The organism is Blastopirellula sediminis (assembly GCF_020966755.1).
GTDB classification, from domain to species: domain Bacteria; phylum Planctomycetota; class Planctomycetia; order Pirellulales; family Pirellulaceae; genus Blastopirellula; species Blastopirellula sediminis.
The window spans coordinates 1609958-1627442 of the sequence record NZ_JAJKFT010000010.1; the positions used below are offsets into that span (position 1 = coordinate 1609958).

Annotated in this window: 15 protein-coding genes; 9 read left to right on the forward strand and 6 right to left on the reverse strand. The window is 58.6% G+C overall.

The window, feature by feature from the left end; all coding sequences use genetic code 11:
* Positions 1–137 precede the first annotated feature (137 nt).
* Positions 138–1454 (reverse strand): hypothetical protein, encoded by a 1317-nt coding sequence (locus LOC68_RS18195; RefSeq protein ID WP_230221369.1) that lies wholly within the window; start codon positions 1452–1454, stop codon positions 138–140.
* Positions 1455–1539: 85 nt separating this feature from the next.
* Between LOC68_RS18195 and LOC68_RS18200 the strand changes: the two genes are divergently transcribed.
* From LOC68_RS18200 to LOC68_RS18215, 4 genes are all read left to right on the forward strand, one after another.
* Complete coding sequence (locus LOC68_RS18200; protein WP_230221371.1) at positions 1540–3819, forward strand: efflux RND transporter permease subunit; 2280 nt, start codon at positions 1540–1542, stop codon at positions 3817–3819.
* 90 nt (positions 3820–3909) lie between these two features.
* A complete protein-coding gene (gene larC / locus LOC68_RS18205; RefSeq protein WP_230221373.1) occupies positions 3910–5082 on the forward strand; it encodes a nickel pincer cofactor biosynthesis protein LarC in 1173 nt (390 codons plus the stop codon).
* A gap of 76 nt (positions 5083–5158) precedes the next feature.
* Positions 5159–5734: a hypothetical protein gene (locus tag LOC68_RS18210; RefSeq protein ID WP_230221375.1), complete on the forward strand. Its 576-nt coding sequence runs from the start codon at positions 5159–5161 to the stop codon at positions 5732–5734.
* A 26-nt stretch (positions 5735–5760) separates the two neighbouring features.
* Positions 5761–6540, forward strand: a complete 780-nt coding sequence (locus LOC68_RS18215) for an SAM-dependent methyltransferase (RefSeq protein ID WP_230221377.1) — start codon at positions 5761–5763, stop codon at positions 6538–6540.
* A gap of 21 nt (positions 6541–6561) precedes the next feature.
* Here LOC68_RS18215 and LOC68_RS18220 read toward each other — a convergent pair whose 3' ends face one another.
* From LOC68_RS18220 to LOC68_RS18230, 3 genes are all read right to left on the reverse strand, one after another.
* On the reverse strand, positions 6562–9054 hold the full coding sequence (locus LOC68_RS18220) for an ATP-binding protein (protein WP_230221379.1): 2493 nt from the start codon (positions 9052–9054) through the stop codon (positions 6562–6564).
* A 330-nt stretch (positions 9055–9384) separates the two neighbouring features.
* Positions 9385–9885: a DinB family protein gene (locus LOC68_RS18225; RefSeq protein ID WP_230221381.1), complete on the reverse strand. Its 501-nt coding sequence runs from the start codon at positions 9883–9885 to the stop codon at positions 9385–9387.
* Between the two features lie 29 nt (positions 9886–9914).
* Positions 9915–11201, reverse strand: coding sequence for an outer membrane protein assembly factor BamB family protein (locus LOC68_RS18230; RefSeq protein ID WP_230221383.1), 1287 nt, complete (start codon positions 11199–11201; stop codon positions 9915–9917).
* Positions 11202–11354: 153 nt separating this feature from the next.
* Between LOC68_RS18230 and LOC68_RS18235 the strand changes: the two genes are divergently transcribed.
* From LOC68_RS18235 to LOC68_RS18250, 4 genes are all read left to right on the forward strand, one after another.
* The gene (locus tag LOC68_RS18235) at positions 11355–13043 is read left to right on the forward strand and encodes a tetratricopeptide repeat protein (protein ID WP_230221385.1); all 1689 of its coding nucleotides are present in this window, start codon (positions 11355–11357) and stop codon (positions 13041–13043) included.
* A gap of 38 nt (positions 13044–13081) precedes the next feature.
* Entirely contained in the window at positions 13082–13441 is a 360-nt protein-coding gene (locus tag LOC68_RS18240; RefSeq protein ID WP_230221387.1) for a 4a-hydroxytetrahydrobiopterin dehydratase, read from the forward strand.
* 299 nt (positions 13442–13740) lie between these two features.
* Positions 13741–14127, forward strand: a complete 387-nt coding sequence (locus LOC68_RS18245; RefSeq protein WP_230221389.1) for a hypothetical protein — start codon at positions 13741–13743, stop codon at positions 14125–14127.
* A 115-nt stretch (positions 14128–14242) separates the two neighbouring features.
* Positions 14243–15211, forward strand: coding sequence for an aldo/keto reductase (locus tag LOC68_RS18250; RefSeq protein ID WP_230221391.1), 969 nt, complete (start codon positions 14243–14245; stop codon positions 15209–15211).
* Positions 15212–15310: 99 nt separating this feature from the next.
* Here the strand turns inward: LOC68_RS18250 and LOC68_RS18255 are convergent, their stop codons facing one another.
* The gene (locus LOC68_RS18255) at positions 15311–15802 is read right to left on the reverse strand and encodes a carboxypeptidase-like regulatory domain-containing protein (RefSeq protein ID WP_230221393.1); all 492 of its coding nucleotides are present in this window, start codon (positions 15800–15802) and stop codon (positions 15311–15313) included.
* Positions 15803–15867: 65 nt separating this feature from the next.
* Positions 15868–16923, reverse strand: coding sequence for a DUF1559 domain-containing protein (locus tag LOC68_RS18260; RefSeq protein ID WP_230221395.1), 1056 nt, complete (start codon positions 16921–16923; stop codon positions 15868–15870).
* Positions 16924–17153: 230 nt separating this feature from the next.
* Between LOC68_RS18260 and LOC68_RS18265 the strand changes: the two genes are divergently transcribed.
* Positions 17154–17453, forward strand: a complete 300-nt coding sequence (locus tag LOC68_RS18265; protein ID WP_315858806.1) for an aldo/keto reductase — start codon at positions 17154–17156, stop codon at positions 17451–17453.
* Positions 17454–17485 lie beyond the last annotated feature (32 nt).

Here is a 17485-nt window from a genome sequence, read left to right on the forward strand (position 1 = left end):
GCGCGCAGGTAGGGCCGGGTAAATTGCGGGGCGGATTATAGGAACCGATCGCAACTGGAGCAAGGCAGTTTCGCGACGAACGATTTCGGCTAAGCCGCGACGCGATAGAGATTTGCGACGAACGCGCGAAAGTGGAGCTAGCTCGCGTCGGTTTGCGCTTCTTTTTGCCGAGAAACTAGCTGCGCAAAGCCTGCCGTCGCCAGCAAGCAAATCACCGGAACGACCGGCGCCCGCATCCGGATATTGCTCCAAAAGAAGGCGTGCACCAGCGTAAAACTGACTGCTAGCAGCACCCCCCATAGCCAGGGAGGGGACCACAATTTTCGGCCGACGGCGAAGACGCCGACCAGCGCCAGGGCGAATTCAACCAGGTAAAACGCGCCGACTGCGTAGCGTGCCAAACGCCGCGACGTCGATTCATCCGCCGAGAGAGCATGGGGCGCCAGGCGCCAGAAACGGCCGACGCGGACCAGCGTCGACCAGGCGAACATCCCCGGCTGCTGGCGAATCGTCTCTTTCGCTTCGGCATAGGCGGCGCGATCCCGCCGCCACTCGTTGATCGACGTTTGCTGCTTGGGATGCTCACGATTGAAGCGGGCATGCAGCTCGTCGCTGTTCCAGACCGGCTCGTCTCCTTTGCGGAGGAACTCGTAGAACTCCGGATTGTTTCCCCACAGCAGCGTATAGCCGCCATGCGTGGTGCCGAGGACGATGTGGTTGTCGAAGATCAGATAGTTGCGGGCCACCCACGGAGCGAGCAGGAACGCGCTGATCATCGAAATGACCGCGGCGGCGGCTAAACCACGCGATTGGCGATAGTAGAAAAACGGCAGCACGACCGTACACATCGCCAGCCAAACCAGAAAGGTTGGTCGCGAGTAGACGGCCAACATGATCGCTCCGGCGACGTTGATCGCCTGAACGACCATGTTTTTCTGATAGCGCTGGGCGTCGGAGATCAGTGTGGTGCTGAGCGTCGTTAGCGCAAGCAGAGCCGCGGCGGCCAATAAGGTTCCCAGCGTCTCGGTCATCACGACCATCGCCTGATTCAATAGTACCGGATCGATCGCCGTCAACATCGCCGCGAGCCAGGCCCACTTCGGATAGCCCATCGCGACCGCCCATGCATAAACGATCGCGACGGTCAGCACGCCCATGACCAGATGGAGCGCGGCGACTTCGGCCGGCTTGATCTCCCCGGACGGCGAGGTGATCGCCAGCAGCAGCGGATAAAGGGCCGGGCGATAGGCGGTCGGCTCGGCGGGATCTTCCAGCGTGAAAGAACGCTTTTCGATCAGATTGATCGCCAGCAAACGATAACTGTCGGGATCGTGGGCCAAGCGTCCCAGCGAAACGTAGCCGACCGCTCCGCGCACGAGCAAAGCGGCCAATAGCACCAGATAGAATCTGCGGTCGGCAAGCAGGCGATAGGCTGGGGGGAGGTCATTTTTCATGGAGCTATTGTAGCATCGCGTCTCGCAAGCGAAGCGGCCAGAGGTTTACAATGTTGGGACAATCCTCCTACCCCCGGAAATGCCTGTGCTTGACCGATTGATTGAACTGCTGGTCCGGTTTCGCGTCGTGACGCTGATTCTGGGGATCTGTCTGCTCGGCATTTCACTGGTCATCGGGCAGTCGCTCAGTTTTGATCGTTCGATCGACAACATGTTCGCCTCCGGCGATCCGCTGCTGGCCCCCTATCTGCGGCTGAAAGAGGTTTTCGGCGGCAACGAAGTGGTCTTGGCCGTCTATCCCGATCCGGAATTGTTCGATGAGTCGGGCGTGGGGATGGATCGGCTGATCGCGATGCGAAAAGAGATCATGGCGCTGGAGGGGGTTCGCGACGTCCTGTCGATTGATCGGCCGATCGGCAAAGAGATCGTCAATCCGGACAACAACCGGGCGATCAAGCTGCGCGACACCTTCGTTCGGCTGACCCACAACGAAGCGGGCGACATCGCGGCGCTGGTCTGCATCTTGGTTCCAGAATCGGAAACCAAAGTGACGCGGACCGAGATTATCGACCAGATTCGCTCAATCGTCGCCCAGCAGCCGGGCGGCATGATCACCGGCGAGCCGGTGATGGTGGTCGATGGGTTTCGCTACGTTGAAGAAGATGGCGCTCGGCTCGGCTGGGCGACGTCGCTGCTCTTGGGGCTGGTGATCTTAATCGCTTTTCGGAGCGTCCGGTGGGTGATTGCGGCGATCGCCGTCGTCCAGCTGACTCTTTGGCTGACGCAAGCGAGTTTGGCGGTCGCTGGGTTTCAATTGAGCATGGTTAGCTCGATGCTCACAGCGATCGTGACGGTGATCGGCGTCGCGACCGTAACCCATGTGCTGATTCGCTTTCGCGAGTTTCGTGCTCAAGGGCTTGAACCGGAACCCGCATTGATCGAAACCGGCAAGCTGCTCGCCACGCCGATCTTTTGGGCCTGTGCGACCGACGCCGTCGGCTTTAGCGCCTTGATGGTGACGAAGGTCGGCCCGGTCCATGATTTCGGCGTGATGATGGCGGTTGGCGCGATGCTGGTGATCGTCAGCGTTTGTCTGTTACTGCCGGGGATTATTTTGATCGGCGCCTACGGCAGCGATGCTGGACGGATCTGGGGAGAAGGGAGACTCGACGGGGGACTTAGTCTGACCGTGCATTGGGTGGAGCGTCACCCGGTGTTGATCGTCCTCTTTTCGGTCGTCATGTTGTCTGCCGCGATTGTCGGTTCGCTGCGGCTGGAAGTGGAAAGCGACTTCACCAAGAACTTCCGCGAAGGGGCGCCGATCGTCGTTGCGTACGACTATGTCGAAGAGAATCTAGGCGGCGCCGGAGTCTGGGACATCATGTTGCCGGCGCCCGAGACGATCGACTGGACTTATGTCCAAAAGGTGCATCAGCTGGAATTGAAGTTGAAGGAAGAGGCGCCGGAGTTGACGCAGACGCTCAGCCTGGCCGATGCGATCATCGCCGGTTCGCCATTGAACCTGGAAGCGATGCGATTCGACTTTCTCCGGAACCGTGCGATCAACATGGGAATGGGAATGTTTCAAACCGAGATGCCGGGGATTTTGGCGGCGCTGCATGCGGAAGATCCGGAGCATCCCGGTCAGTATTGGTTCCGCGTCATGCTGCTTTCGCACGAACGCCGCGATGCGTCGGAGAAGAAGGCGCTGATCGCCAAGGTGGAGGCAATCGCCAGCGAGTTCCAATATCCGGAGCCCAAGAAAGGGGAATCCGAAGTGGAGGTGCTCGAGCCGGAACAAAAGCCGGAAGTGACCGGCTTCTTTGTGTTGCTCACCTACCTGATCGATAGCCTGATCGCTGACCAGTGGCGGGCCTTCTTGTTGGCGATCGGCGGCATCACGTTGATGATGCTGGTCGCGCTGCGAAACGTTCGTTACGCGCTGATCGCGCTGGCGCCGAACGTCTTGCCGGTGCTGGTCGTGACCGGGTGCATCGGGCTGTTCGGCGTAAAGATCAACATGGGCGCCGCGATGATTGCGGCGGTATCGCTCGGCCTGTCGGTCGACTCTTCCCTCCATTACATCATCGGCTTCCAGCGGGCGCTCGCCAAAGGGCTGACCGTCGCCGAGGCGATCGCCGAAGTGCAGCAAAGCGTCGGACGGGCGCTGATCTTCGCCACGGTCGCGCTGATCCTGGGGTTCAGCGTCCTTTGTTTCAGCAACTTCATCCCGACCGTCTACTTTGGCGTCTTGGTCAGTTTGACGATGTTGGGGGGGCTGTTTGGCAATCTCATCCTGCTGCCGCTGCTCTTGCGTTGGACGACGCGGGACAAGACCCCCGCGCCAGAGCCGTCGCCAGCGTAATCGAAAGGGGAAGGGCCCGTTGCCGCCAGGGGACGCCCTTTCTATTCTGGAGAGATTCCCATTCCTCTCCGCCAGTAGCTGTGCACCCCTATGAAAATCGCCTACCTCGACTGTCCCAGCGGTATTGCTGGGGACATGACCCTGGCCGCTATGATCGACGCCGGCGTTCCGCTGGAGCTGTTGCAGGAGGGGATCGCATCGCTGGGACTTCCCGGCGTGCAGCTGGTCGTCGAAGAAGTGAAACGCCACGGCTTTCGGGCGCTTCATCTGAAGGTCGAGCATGAGCCGGAACATGCCCATCGCCATTTGCATCACATCGATGCGATGATTGACGCGGGCAATCTCACCGCCGCCCAAAAGGAACTCGCGAAGCGGATCTTTTTGAAGGTCGGGGAAGCGGAAGCCAAGGTCCATGGTTCGACCTTGCAGAAGGTCCACTTCCACGAAGTCGGTGCGATCGACTCGATCGCTGATATCGTTGGGGCCGCGATCGGCTGGGATTATCTCGGCGTGGATCGGATCGTCTGTTCGCCGGTCCCGACCGGAACCGGCTATATCGAGATTGCGCATGGTCGCTGCAGCGTTCCAGCGCCGGCGACCGCCGAGATCTTAAAGGGGATTCCGCTGGCCGCGTCGGACGTCCAGTTCGAGTTGACCACGCCGACCGGCGCGGCGATCGTCGCGACCGTGGTCGATCAATTTGGTCCGCTGCCGGCGATGCAGATCGATCGGATCGGCTATGGCGCCGGAACGCGCGATTTGAAATCGCAGGCCAACATCGTGCGTTTGATCCTTGGAGAGACGGCCGATCCGCTCGATAGCGACCAGGTCTGGGTGGTCGAAACGAATCTGGACGACATCTCCGGCGAAGTGATCGGGCATGCGTCGAACTTGCTGCTGGAGAAGGGGGCGCTCGACGTTTACAGCACGTCGATCCAGATGAAGAAGAATCGTCCCGGCGTGCAGCTGACCGTGCTGTGCGACGCCGCCGACCTGGCGAAGATGGAACGGATTCTCTTCCGCGAGACCGGCACTTTGGGGGTGCGACGCTTTCCGGTCAGTCGGCACAAGCTCGTTCGCCGCGAACATTCGGTCGAAACGGCGTTCGGTTTGGTCGCCGGCAAATTGGCGTGGATTGAAGGGGGCCCGGCCAGTTTTTCGCCTGAATATGAGGCTTGCCGCGTGTTGGCGGTGCAGCATGACAAGCCGCTCCGCGAGATTTATGACGCCGCCCAGGCCGCATTCGACCCAAATTCGCTTTGAGCCGCGGAGCGAATCGACGTAAGATACGGCGAGACTTTTCCTGCTCGCCGTTTTTTCTGCGCTAAGGCGGTTTCCAATGGACTGGATTCGCGAAAACTTGCCCTACATCGCCTTCTTCGGCGGTTTGTCGATCTTGACGTGGATGATGCTCCGCCGCGTTTGGGCTAAGCAGCGCAAGTCGAAGAAGGAAACTTCCAACGAACCGCTCGTTCACGTTCCCTATACGGACGATCGCCCCTTCACGATGAGCGGCGGTCCGAACGATTTGCAGCGTTGGCAAGCCGAGATGCTGACGATCACGCGGCAGTTTCAAGCCGAACTGAATACGAAGATTCATTACCTACAGCAAGCGATGACGCTGGCCGAACGAGACGCCGAGCGTTTGCAGTCGCTGATCGAAGCCGCCCAGGCGGAAGGAATCAAGACCGACAACGTCGCCGTCGACCGGTTGCGGCAAGCGATGGAAGAAGCGGCCAAGTTTGACGCCGACGCGGCGCCTGACTTTGGCGTCGTGACCGAGACGCTGTGCGATGTGAAAAAGAAGAACGAACTCTACGCGATGTCGGATGACGGCAAGTCGGTGGAGGAGATCGCCGTCGCGATGGAAATGGACCCAGTCGCCGTTGAGATGGTCCTCAGCATGCGCGGCTAAGCCAAGATTCGCCAGGGAGACGCGTGATGGAATATTCCGAGTACTTCCAAAGATTTCCCGACGCCTATGCGAGAATCGTCGCCGGGCTCGATCGGGTGAACACCCTCTACGCCTATCTGATCGATAGCGGAGTCTTGGATGGGGCCGATTCGATTCTATCGATCGGCGCCGGCAGTGGCGAAGTTGAAGTGCGAATCGCCGAGCGGACCGGTCGGCAAATCGCCGTGATCGAACCGTCGCAGTCCTACTTCGACCAGTTTCTGGAAAACGTGAAAGCGGCCGGCGTACAGGAACTGCTGCTCGAGGCGCATCGAACGTCGTTTGAAGATTTTCAACCGCGGCGGCAATATGACGTCGTCCTCTCGCTCTTCTCCTGGTTCGCGTTTGAGTTGGATCGAGAGCTGCTGCTCAAAGCGCTCGCTTGTCGCGACGCGGAAGGGAAGTTGCTGATCTGTCTGCCGACCGCCGATTGCCCGGCCAGCAAGATTTCGGCGATCAGCCGTTCGTCCGGAATCAATCTGACCAGCGAGCAGTTATCGGCATGGGCCCGCAACGAAGGATTCGACCATGACTATGACGTCTACCATGGCGTCGTGCCCGCCGAGCTTTACCTGTATGGGGATGAGCTGACCGAGCAAGGGAGAGACCTCGCGTCCTTTCTGGCGGCGACTCCCTGGGAAGAGATGTCGGACGAGTTGCGTCAGATGTCGCTCGCAGCGATTCAATCAGGAAAGTCCGGCGATCAGATTGATCATGCCAGCGGTTGTCTGATTTTCGACGCTGGCAAGCATGCGGCGAGCGAGTGACGATCGCCGCGCCGCTGCGGATTAGTAAGCCGCTTGTTGCAAGCGATATTCGTGAACCGCATAGGCGACGGTACGCAACAAATCATCTCGGCCGAGCGGCTTGGAGAGGTATCCGGAGCAGCCCGCTTCGAGGCACTTCTCTCGATCTCCGTGCATCGCATGGGCGGTGACGGCAATGATCGGGCCTTCAAACCCTTGCAGACGAATCAAGCTGGCCGCGGTATAGCCGTCCATGACCGGCATCTGCATATCGAGCAGGATGACTTCCGGCGATTGCGTCGCCGCAAAGCGAACCGCTTCTTTGCCATGTTCCGCCGTCCAGGTCTCGGCGCCGGCGTGATCGAGCACCACCGACATAAAGCGGCGGTTAGCCTCGCCGTCGTCGACGACCAAAGCGCGAACTCCTTGCAAGCTCGGCAGATTCCCTTCCGTCAAACGGCAAAGTGCGGTTTCATCGCCCAGACGCGTCGCTTCGTTCGATTCGTAGACCGAGACTCCGGCGTCGATCAGGATCGTGAACGTGCTTCCTTCTCCTTCGACGCTGGCGACGCTCAGCGAACCGCCGAGCAACTCGGCCAGGTTTTTGCTGATCGCCAGTCCCAAGCCGGTGCCGCCAAAGCGGCGCGTGACCGACGAGTCGGCCTGCGAGAATGGGAGGAAAATCATCTCGAGCTTGTCGGCTGGAATGCCGATGCCGGTGTCGACGACGTCCAGCGCCAGCTGACAGCCGGTCGCGTGCTCTTGCAAGCGAGCGACGATTTCGATTCCCCCTTGGCTGGTGAACTTGACCGCGTTGCCGACGATGTTCAGCAACAACTGCTTCAGCTGCGGGCCGTTGGTCACCACTTGCGAAGGAATCTTCGACACCCAGCGCGACGTCAGCCGAAGTCCTTTCTCCTGCACCTTCGGGCGCATGATCGAGATGACTTCGTTGAGTATTTCTTGCGGCGAGCAGGGGATCCGCTCAACCGACATTTGTCCCGACTCGATCTTCGCCAGGTCGAGGATCTCGTTAATCAGCGTCAACAAGTGCTGGCCGCTGGCGCGAACCGTTTCCAGGTATTCGCGACGCTCTTGCGGGGTCGACTTTTCGTCATGCATCAGCAAGTCGGTGAAGCCGATGATCCCGTTGAGCGGCGTGCGGATTTCATGGCTCATGTTGGCCAGGAACTGGCTCTTGGCGTGGTTCGCCGATTCGGCCGATTCCATCGCGTCGATCAACTCTTCGGTCCGCTTCACTTGTTCGGTAATGTCGACCTGCGTCGCAATGAAATTGATCAGACGGTTTTCACTATCGAAGACCGGTTTGATTTCGAGCGCGATCCAATAGGGGCGGCCATCTTTGGCGTAGTTGAGCAGTTCGACCGAAACCTGGCGGTAATCATGCAAGGCTCGTCGGATCACGCCGACCGCCAATTGGCTGGTGTCAGGACCTTGCAGCAAATCGCCCGGCTTTTGCCCGATCGCTTCCTCTAGGCCGTATCCGGTGAGATCGGTGAACGCGTTGTTGACCCATTCGATGACGCCATAGCGGTCGGTGATGATCACCGAGTGCCGCGTGCTGCTGGCGACCAGCGAAAGTTTTTCGACCGCGTTGTGGTATTCGGTCAGTTCGGTTTGGTCGATGCAGACGCCGATCAACTTCGAGGCGCGTCCTTGTTGGTTGGTCACCAGCTTGCCATGCAGTTGGATGTAGCGGGTCGAACCGTCGGCAAGGGGAACGCGATAGTTGGCCGAGTAGTTCGCGCCATGCAGCACGCAACGTTCGGCGGCGGCGTTCAGTTCTTCCCGGTCCTCTTCGTGCAGCAGGTTGATGAACAAGGCGAGCGTATCGACGCCGACGCCGGTTTGCAGGCCATGCATCTGCCGAGCTCGCTCGTCCGCTTCAAACTGATCCTGTTCGACGTCCCATTGCCAGACGCCGATGTTGCCTGCCTCTAGGGCGCTGTCGAGACGTTGATTGGCGTTTTTCAGCTGTTGGCCGAGCAGCGCCATCGACGGCAGTTTCAGGACCTCCGGCATCAAGCGGATCAGCACCAACACGGTCACCCACGAAATGGTCGCCGTAAACGCTTTGATCAATCCGGAAAAGCGATAGACCGGCCACCAGAAAATGCCGGCTTCAACCAAGTGGCCGAATCCGCACGCCAAGATGAACGCGGCGAACAGCCAAATGATTTTGGGAAACGGCAGGTCCGGTCGTCGCAGCAGGAAGTAGAGGAGCACAATCGGAATGGCGAAGTAGGCGCCAAAAATCCCGATGTCGGAAATCACATGCAGCCAGCCGGTTTCCAGCGTCCATGATCCGCAGTACCAGCGAGCTGGATAGTCGCTGCTGTCGAATAACTTGCTGAAAAAGCCGGAGAAGGTGTCGGCCTGAAATTCGCTCGACTTCGCAGCGCCGGTTCCCGCCGCCAGATCGCAATTCGAACCGGCGCAGCAGTTCGGCAGTTCCGGCTCGGCCGACCATGACGCATCGCATGCGGCGAAGGTCAGGACAAGGCAAATCGCCAACGGTTTGATTCGATGGAGCGAAAACATGGAAGCGCACAAAGATGACGTAGTTCCCCAGGCACCAGAAGTCTGGTTTCCAACCTTACGTCGCGGTTTCGCGTATTTAGAGGGAATCAGGAGGAAGGCGCAGGTCGGATAACTTCAGGAGAAATTGCCCCTTTCCGCCTATTCCGACGGCGCCGTCCATGGGGCCAAATATCCGCTACATCCGTTAATTGCCGCCTATCGGTGTTCGCAATTGGACGATCCGAAACGCTTGCGCATGTATGGGAAGACCGCATGCGGCTTGCCGCCGAAAAGCGGTGTAGATCGCGACCGTCGAAGAAACCGCTACGCGATGATCTCTCGCGACCAGTAAATGAAATCGGTCGCCGCCGGTTGGACGCCGAGCGATTTGACCAGCATCGCGACCTGACCGCGGTGATACCAAGAGTGGCCGAAGAGCTGCGTCACCACATCCCCCAGCATGCTGCGGCAAGGTCCCGCGTCGCTGCTGACGTACTCAAAGTATTCTTCCAGCTGCGCGTCATCTTCTAAGCTGCCGAGATACCCTTCCCACAACTCGTGCGATGCGGCCAGCTCGGCGGCGAGCGTTTCCAGCGTCCAATTCTCGGGGAAGAAGTTGGCGTGCATCTCCAGCGCCCGGCCCATGCGGACCATCCACTTGTGCCGCGCGACCGCCAGGTGAGCCATGATGCGGATCGCTTTTTTGAAGTCGGGATCGGCGTGCTTCTCGGTCGGGACTTCCGCCATCGACGCCAACGTCTTGGCATGGGCGTCTTGTTCGTAGGCGAGCCAGCGAATGGCTTGATCGATCAGGGTGCGCGGCATCGGCGATCAACTCCAGGGGAAAGGAAAGGTTACTTTTCGCCAAGACAATAAAGATGAGTGGTGGTTCGCCAATAAAGACGACCGTCAACAATAACCGGACTCGCGAAACCCCCTCCTTCCAGCTTGCCGGACGAGACCTGCTCAAACTTTTCGCCCGTCTTGAGGACGAACATTTCCCCATCTTCGTTGGGAACGTAGATCAAGTCGCCGATCAGCGTGGGCGAAGCGCTGAAACCGCCGCCGAGCCGCTTCTTCCAATGCGTGTCGCCGGTCGCGGCGTCGTAACAGACGGCGACTCCGTCATCCCCAATGGCGTAGACGAACTCGCCATCGACCAGCAGCGAGGGGACGTAGACCTTTTTCTGTTCTTCCCAGATCACGTGCGACCGATCGAGTTCGCCGCTCGCATCGGCGGCGTCGATCGCCATCACAAAATGGTCGGGATAGCCGCCGCTGACGTAGACCGTATCGCCAGCCGCTTGCGGCGTGTTGGCGGTCGTTTCTGAGAGCCCCACGAAATTCCAAATCGGCTCGCCGGTTTGGGGATCGTAGCTGATCAGTCGATCTTGCCCGCACAGGATCAATTGGTCTTTCCCGCCGATCTTGGCGATCGTCGGCGTTCCATAGCTGTTGCCGTGCGGACGAGAAGTACGCCAGACGACGTCGCCGCTGCCGCGATCAAGCGCCGCGACGAAGCCGCTTCCCTTGCAGTCTCCCTGAATAATCAACAGCGATTCGTAGATCAGCGGCGAACTGCCGTAGCCATGCTGACTGTGGAACGGGCCGGCCTTGGTTTGCCAGACGATTTTTCCTTCCGGCGAAACGGCAGTCGCCCAGATCCCCTCATCGACCATGAACAACGTATAGATATTGGTTCCGTCGGTCGCCGGAGTCGCGGAGGCCTGGGTGTTTTTCGGGTGCATGTGCATGAATTTTCCTTCATGCACCGGGATCGCCCACTGCTTTTCGCCGGTCTTGGCGTCGAAGGCGAGCAGCGACTGGATCTGGGCCGATTCATCGGCCGTCGTTAGATAAAGGGTTTCCCCCAGCAAGATTGGGGTCGAATGGCCGTGTCCTGGGACCTCGGTTTCCCAGATTACCGTCTGCGGGCCGATCTCGGTCGGCGGAGCCGGGCCAACCGCGTGATTATCGTGCGTCGCTGCTCGCCACCAGGGCCAATCGGCGGCCGAAACGGTGATCGGCGACGCGGTGCTTTCGATCGGGCCGGTAGAACGGACTTCCTGAGCCGGCGGCGGTGGGGAACATGCCCAAGTGACCGGCAGCAACAGGGCGAGAAAGAGAAAATAATGTCGCATACGGCGTTTCTCTCGGTCGGGGGAGGTTTGCCATCATGGTAACGGGAAAAGGAATGTGAAGAAATCCGCGTGGCTTTGAACGCCCAACTCGGGCATAATGCGCAGGATAGAGCGTTTGTAAGCCTGCATTCTGTATGGAGAGGAGTTCCGCTGATGTTCACGCTAACTCGCTGGTTCGCGCCGCTGGCCGTGCTGTTGATCGCCGCGCCGCTATGGGCGCAAGCCGAAGGTCAAGCCGATCTCGACAAGGCGGTCGATCTAAAGTTGTCGGCCGAATCAGTGGATGATCTCGAAAAGGTGATCACCCTCAGCGAGTCCGCCTTGGAAAAAGGTTTGCCTCCAGAAGACCAGGCCTTCGCCAAGCAACTGCTGACGTCGGTGCTGTATCAACGAGCGCAGACGATCGCCGCCGGAATCTTTGAACGTCAACCGCCTGCCGCTCAGTGGAAGGAACTGCGTGACAAAGCGCTGGCCGACGCCAATCGCGCTTTGAAAGTTGATCCGACCTTGGGCGAGATGCAGCTGCTCAAATCGCGGCTGTTGATGTTGCCCGATGGCGACAAGGAAGAAGCGAAGAAAGCGCTCGATGCGGCGATCGAAAATCTGAAAGAAGACGATCAGCAGCTTTCTCGCGCGATCATGATGTCGGCCACCTTGGAAACCGATCCCAAGCTGCAGGTTGAAAAGCTGAGCAAGGCGATCAAGACCGACCCAGACAACGTCGACGCCCTGAAACTGCGCGGCGTCCTGTACCTGCAACAGGAAGACTTCGAGAAGGCCTCGGCCGACTTGAAGCAGGTGATGGATAAGAACCCGAACGACGTCGCCGTGCTGCAGGCCTACGCCGACACGCTCGCCGGGATGAAGAAGTTTGACGAAGCGATCGCGCTGCTCGACAAGACGGTTGCCGAACATCCCGGTTCGCCGGTCGGTTATCTGCTGCGAGCTCGCTTGAAGGTGCTGGCCGAAGACTCGGAAGGCGCCATCCAGGATCTCGACCAGGTCTTGGCCTTCATCCCGCGTTCGATTCCGGCCCTGATGATGCGGGCCCGGCTCTACATCGATCTCGATCGCCCAGCCGACGCCGAGAAAGACCTCGACCGAATTCTGGGGATCGAAGCGAACCTGCCGGATGCGATCATCTTGCGGAGCGTCGTCCTGACGCAGCAAGGCAAATTCGATCAGGCGATTAAAGATCTGGAATCGCTGCTGCAGCGCGACCCGAACAACGAGTCGATCCTGATCCAGATCGGCATGATTTACAACTCCGACAATCAGCCGCGCAAAGCGATTCAGATTTTCGACACGGTGTTGAAGAAGTCGCCCGACAGCTGGCAAGCCCTCAGCGGCCGCAGCAACGCGCAGCTTTCGATCGGCGCCCAGAAGGAAGCGATCGAAGGTTATGAGCAAGCGCTGAAGCTGCATGCCGACGATGATCATATTCTGAACAACCTCGCTTGGGTGCTGGCGACTTCGCCGGACGATTCGCTCCGCAATGGAGAGCGTTCGCTGGAGTTGGCCAAGAAGGCTTGCGATCTGACCAACTACGAAGCGCCTCACATTCTCAGCACGCTCGCCGCGGCTTACGCCGAAACGGGCAACTTTGACGAAGCGAAGAAGTGGGCTCAGAAGGCGGTCGACAAGGGAACCGACGAAGACATCATCGGTCACCTGAAAGAAGAGCTGGCCAGCTACGAAGCGAAGAAGCCGTGGCGCGAAAAGCAAGAGACGACCGAGAAGGATCCGAATGGCGCCATGCCGCCGGCTCTCGAGGAAAAGCCGGTCAAGAAGATGAAGGAAGATTCGATCGACCCGGACGCCGACAAGCAAGCGGGCGAATAGTCGCAGAACCTAACTGGACATGCCGGAAGGAGGCAGCGATGGAGATCCTCGAATCGAACCAACTGGTTCAAAAGAAATGCAAACCGTGCGAAGGGGGCGTAGAGCCTTGTTCGCTGAGCGAAGCCAATAGTCAACTCGCCCAACTCAACGGTTGGGAGCTGACCAAAGATGGCCAGCGGATTCGCAAAAACTGGACGGTGAAAAACTTCATGGCCGGTATGAAGTTTTTCAATCTGGTCGCCGAAGTCGCCGAAGCGGACGGACATCATCCGGACCTGCATATCGAAGGATATCGGAACGTCTGGATCGAAATCTGGACGCACGCGATCGGCGGTTTGAGCGAAAATGACTTCATTTTGGCGGCCAAAATCGACGAATTGCCGATCGATTTGAAGTAAAAATTCGCCCGACCAAAGGGCCGAAAATAACGTAAGCTTCCAATGGCGGGCTGGGTAAACACTCAGCCCGCCATTTTTTTGTCCCATTGGTTAGCCCGGATAGCTCCGCTATCTGGGCCGACGAAGTCGGCAAGAAGCATCAAGCCGCGGTTATGGCAAAAAGCGGAGGCGCGCTACGTCAATCGGAATGGCTTACCCCAGTCGCCGCCAACCGAGAATCGATGCTTCCTGCGGCTACGCCGCACCGATAGCCAAGCTATCGCGGCTAACCATGCGTCGCTTTAACTTCTAGGTGCAACATGAACCACGTAACGTATGAAGGGGATCTTGTCCCTGCCGCGCCGATCGCTTGTCCGCCAGCGGCCGCTCCGCGCAGCGGCGAACTCTTGCCGCAAGAGTCGCAACCGCGCACCACGAACGGCGGCGGGATCAAAGAAGCGTTTGAGTTCACTATTCGGACGCCGGCGCTGTTGTTTGTGCTGTGGCTGACGTTCGGGCCGCTCTCCTTGCCGCTGATTATCGTCAGTCCCAAACTGGGCGTCTTCTCGAAGGTGATGATCACCACGGCGACCCTCTTCCTGACGATCGTGTTGCCGATCGCACTGACGATCTATTTCTCCCACTTTGCGGTGCTGCCGGCGCTCGATGCGATCCGCGACGCCAACGCGCGTGGAGGGGCGATTTAGCCTTTTGTGAAACAGCTTACGCGCCGATTATTGCGTGGGGGTTGTTTTCGCGGCGCGGCTTCTTAGAGTTTCGTCTGTGGGGGAGAATTGGACGAGATCTAAGGAGTAACGGACGATGCGACTGCGCCAACTGGGAAAGACCGATCTGCAGATTCCGCCCATCGTGTTCGGCGGCAATGTCTTTGGTTGGACCTTAGACGAAGCTGGCTCTTTTGAAATTCTTGACCAGCTGCAAGAGCGTGGTTTTACGGCCCTCGATACGGCGAACGTCTATTCACGCTGGGCGCCGGGCAATCAAGGAGGAGAGTCGGAAACGATCATCGGCAAGTGGATGAAGTCGCGCGGAACTCGCGATCAGATCACGCTGATCACCAAGGTTGGACATGATCTCGGCCAAGGGCATCACGACCTGACGGCCGCCCATATCGCGGAAGCGGTCGAAGACTCGCTCCGCCGTCTGCAAACCGATCGAATCGATCTCTACTTTTCCCACTACGACGATCTCCGGACGCCGGTCGAAGAACCGATGGAGGCCTTCGACAAACTGGTTCAGGCCGGTAAGGTCCGTTGGCTCGGCGCGTCAAATCTGTCAGCCGAGCGAATTGAAGCGTCGATCCACGCCAGCGCTCAACATGGCTGGGCCGCCTACCATGTCATTCAGCCGGAGTATCAGCTCCTCGCGCGAGAGCAATTTGAAACGGAGTATGTCCCTCTCTGCGAAAAGTGGAAGTTGGCGGCGATCACTTACTTCTCGCTCGCCAGCGGTTTTCTTTCGGGCAAGTATCGGAGCAGCGATGATCTGGGACAAAGCTTGCGCGGTTATCGCGTCGAGAAGTATCTCGACAATCCGCATACGCCGGGCGTGCTGAAAGCGCTGGAAGAGATCGCCAATAAGCATGACGTCACGATGGCGACGATCGCGCTGGCGTGGCTGTTGGCCAAACCGACGGTCGCCGCACCAATCGCCAGTGCGACCAAGATCGGTCAACTGGACGCAATGTCGGCCGCCGTGGCGCTAACGCTGGACGACGCCGATATGCAGGCGCTCGATCAAGCGTCGCAGCCGCATGCTCCGACGCAATAACGAAAAAGGAGCCGGAACATGCTCGGCGAATGAGCATGCCTGGCTCCTGATGAAGCTTATTGCAAGGTGGCGACGTCACCTTGGTTTCGTGACCGAATTCTACGGCTGTTTACCGTCCGAAGTGAGTGCGAAGTCGATGGCATTGGCGCCACTTTCCACTTCGCGGATCAACTCGGACTTGGAATTGTAGGCCGCCGGAAGAGGCTCTTTAACCACGGCATTATCGTAGTCCGACTTTCGTGCGAGAACCATTTCTTCGTACCGTGGGTCGTCGGAACTGATTTCCGAAAAGTCGATGTCGTCCCCTTGGACGACGGTCGTGATCGAGACTTTGTGTTTGCCGGTCAGGGCCCCCAAGCGATCGACGAACGCCAATTGGTATTTCCCGTTTTCGTCGGTCGTGCCGACGGACGGACGTCCTCCGGTTACTGGGACAAAGGAGACGATGACGTTGGGCAATGGTTTGCCATCAAGGGTAACCGTGCCGCTTACGGCGCCGAGGCTGGGCCCCTGTTCGGCGCAACCCACGGACATAATCAAGCAACTCAGCAAGGCCAAACCGGCCATCCTGTATTTCAGGTAATGGGACATTCCAGACATCTCCGCGCATAGGTAGGAACGTTTAACGAGTACGGACAAGCAGGGACTTTCTGCGGCTATGGAATCAAAGCCACTTCGCCGCCGGTCCGGCTTCCCAACGCTCCCCACACGCCATACGCAGACTTTCCAACAGGCGTCGCCACACTGTCGACGGCCTGGTTTCCGGTGTCGATCGTTTCGCTGATGAAATGCACCGAGCCGTCGGCCATCAGTACGTTACCGCCGCCGGGATGCCAACTGGTCAGCGTCCCCATATGCTCGTTGCCATCGACGCCGCCCCAGTGGCATGATGGACCGTTCGGACCAACCATGGTCGCAAATGCAGAGAAGTAAGGGCGTCCATCCCATGCGCGACCGGTGTGGGGGCGGAAGTCGGCGCGAACGTCGCCGGTCAGTTGCTTGGTGACCGCGTCGTAGCGAGCCGAACAGGCCTGAGGGTTCCAGTTCTTCATATTGACCGCAACGCCGCCGCGAATGTCTCGCGGGCCGCCGCTACCGGCCGCTTCGCCCATCATGATGGTGTTAGAAAGTCCATCGGTGATGGCGGAGAAATTGAGCTTACGATCGATCTGGAAGATTCCGCGATTGTCGCGCCCCTGGCTCGGACGGAAGTGGTTTTGATGATAGTCGTCGCCAACGCAGACCTTATAGTTCAAAAGTGACGGGCTTTCGTTGCGATTGGTTGGTGGGGCGTCCGACGGGCATATGAAGCCGCCGATATCGACTTGCCAGTTCTGCCTTTCCCACGTGTTGTTAGCCATGCTCCACGGGTTGGGGAGGCTGGAGGTGTTGGCTCTTTCCCGCATGTTTTCGTACAGACTGTTTTGCTCGATGTAAGGAAGAATGAAGATCGTCCAGGAAAACACTCGGTTCGATCCCCAGTTCCCCTCGAGGTTGTAGTTCCCCATGGGCGGAAGTTCGCCGTAGGTGTCGTGACGATTGTGCATGGCGAGCCCCAACTGTTTTAAATTGTTGGTGCAATGCATGCGTCTGGCCGCTTCCCGGGCCTGTTGAACCGCAGGGAGCAGGAGGGCGATAAGAACGCCAATAATGGCAATCACAACGAGCAATTCAACAAGCGTGAAGCCACGAGATACGAAGCGCCGTACCATGTCATTTCTCCTTGAGAAGAGAAGCGAAGAGAAGATGAGAGAAGAGGAGGATGCGAGGGGCAAGGAAAAGGTGTAGCTAGCAAAAATTCCTAGACCCTCAACATTCAGCGGTATGTTATCAGTGCAGTTTGGGAGCAGCAATCTGAATAGGTTAAAAAAGTAGTTTTTAATATAAATTCAGTGGATTTGAGCCGTGCTGTACGGGCCATTGGAGTGGGGCATCTTGCGACATTAACCTCAAGCAATCATTCGGTAGGTGGATGAGGTCGCGCGGAACTCGAGATCAGATCACGTTGATCAACAAGGTCCGATATGACCTTGGTCAAGGGCATCACGATCTTGCGGCGGCCCGTATCGCGGAGGTGGTCTACGATTCGCTGAGCCCTCTGCAAACCGAGCGAATCAATCTCTACTTTTCGCACTACGCCGATCTTCGAACGCCAGTCGAAGAAGCGATGGAAGCGTTCGACAAGCGTATTCAGTCCGGCAAAGTTCGCTGGCTCGGCGCGTCGAATTTGGTCGCCGCGTGAACTAAGATAGAAGCGTTCCCACCCCCGCATCT

What these genes read in the sequence shown, in the direction of transcription:
- LOC68_RS18195 (WP_230221369.1), bottom strand. Translation starts at nt 1,454, where the DNA reads ATGAAAAATGACCTCCCCCCAGCCTATCGCCTGCTTGCCGACCGCAGA.
- larC (WP_230221373.1), top strand. Translation starts at nt 3,910, where the DNA reads ATGAAAATCGCCTACCTCGACTGTCCCAGCGGTATTGCTGGGGACATG.
- LOC68_RS18210 (WP_230221375.1), top strand. Translation starts at nt 5,159, where the DNA reads ATGGACTGGATTCGCGAAAACTTGCCCTACATCGCCTTCTTCGGCGGT.
- LOC68_RS18215 (WP_230221377.1), top strand. Translation starts at nt 5,761, where the DNA reads ATGGAATATTCCGAGTACTTCCAAAGATTTCCCGACGCCTATGCGAGA.
- LOC68_RS18225 (WP_230221381.1), bottom strand. Translation starts at nt 9,885, where the DNA reads ATGCCGCGCACCCTGATCGATCAAGCCATTCGCTGGCTCGCCTACGAA.
- LOC68_RS18230 (WP_230221383.1), bottom strand. Translation starts at nt 11,201, where the DNA reads ATGCGACATTATTTTCTCTTTCTCGCCCTGTTGCTGCCGGTCACTTGG.
- LOC68_RS18235 (WP_230221385.1), top strand. Translation starts at nt 11,355, where the DNA reads ATGTTCACGCTAACTCGCTGGTTCGCGCCGCTGGCCGTGCTGTTGATC.
- LOC68_RS18240 (WP_230221387.1), top strand. Translation starts at nt 13,082, where the DNA reads ATGGAGATCCTCGAATCGAACCAACTGGTTCAAAAGAAATGCAAACCG.
- LOC68_RS18245 (WP_230221389.1), top strand. Translation starts at nt 13,741, where the DNA reads ATGAACCACGTAACGTATGAAGGGGATCTTGTCCCTGCCGCGCCGATC.
- LOC68_RS18250 (WP_230221391.1), top strand. Translation starts at nt 14,243, where the DNA reads ATGCGACTGCGCCAACTGGGAAAGACCGATCTGCAGATTCCGCCCATC.
- LOC68_RS18255 (WP_230221393.1), bottom strand. Translation starts at nt 15,802, where the DNA reads ATGTCCCATTACCTGAAATACAGGATGGCCGGTTTGGCCTTGCTGAGT.
- LOC68_RS18260 (WP_230221395.1), bottom strand. Translation starts at nt 16,923, where the DNA reads ATGGTACGGCGCTTCGTATCTCGTGGCTTCACGCTTGTTGAATTGCTC.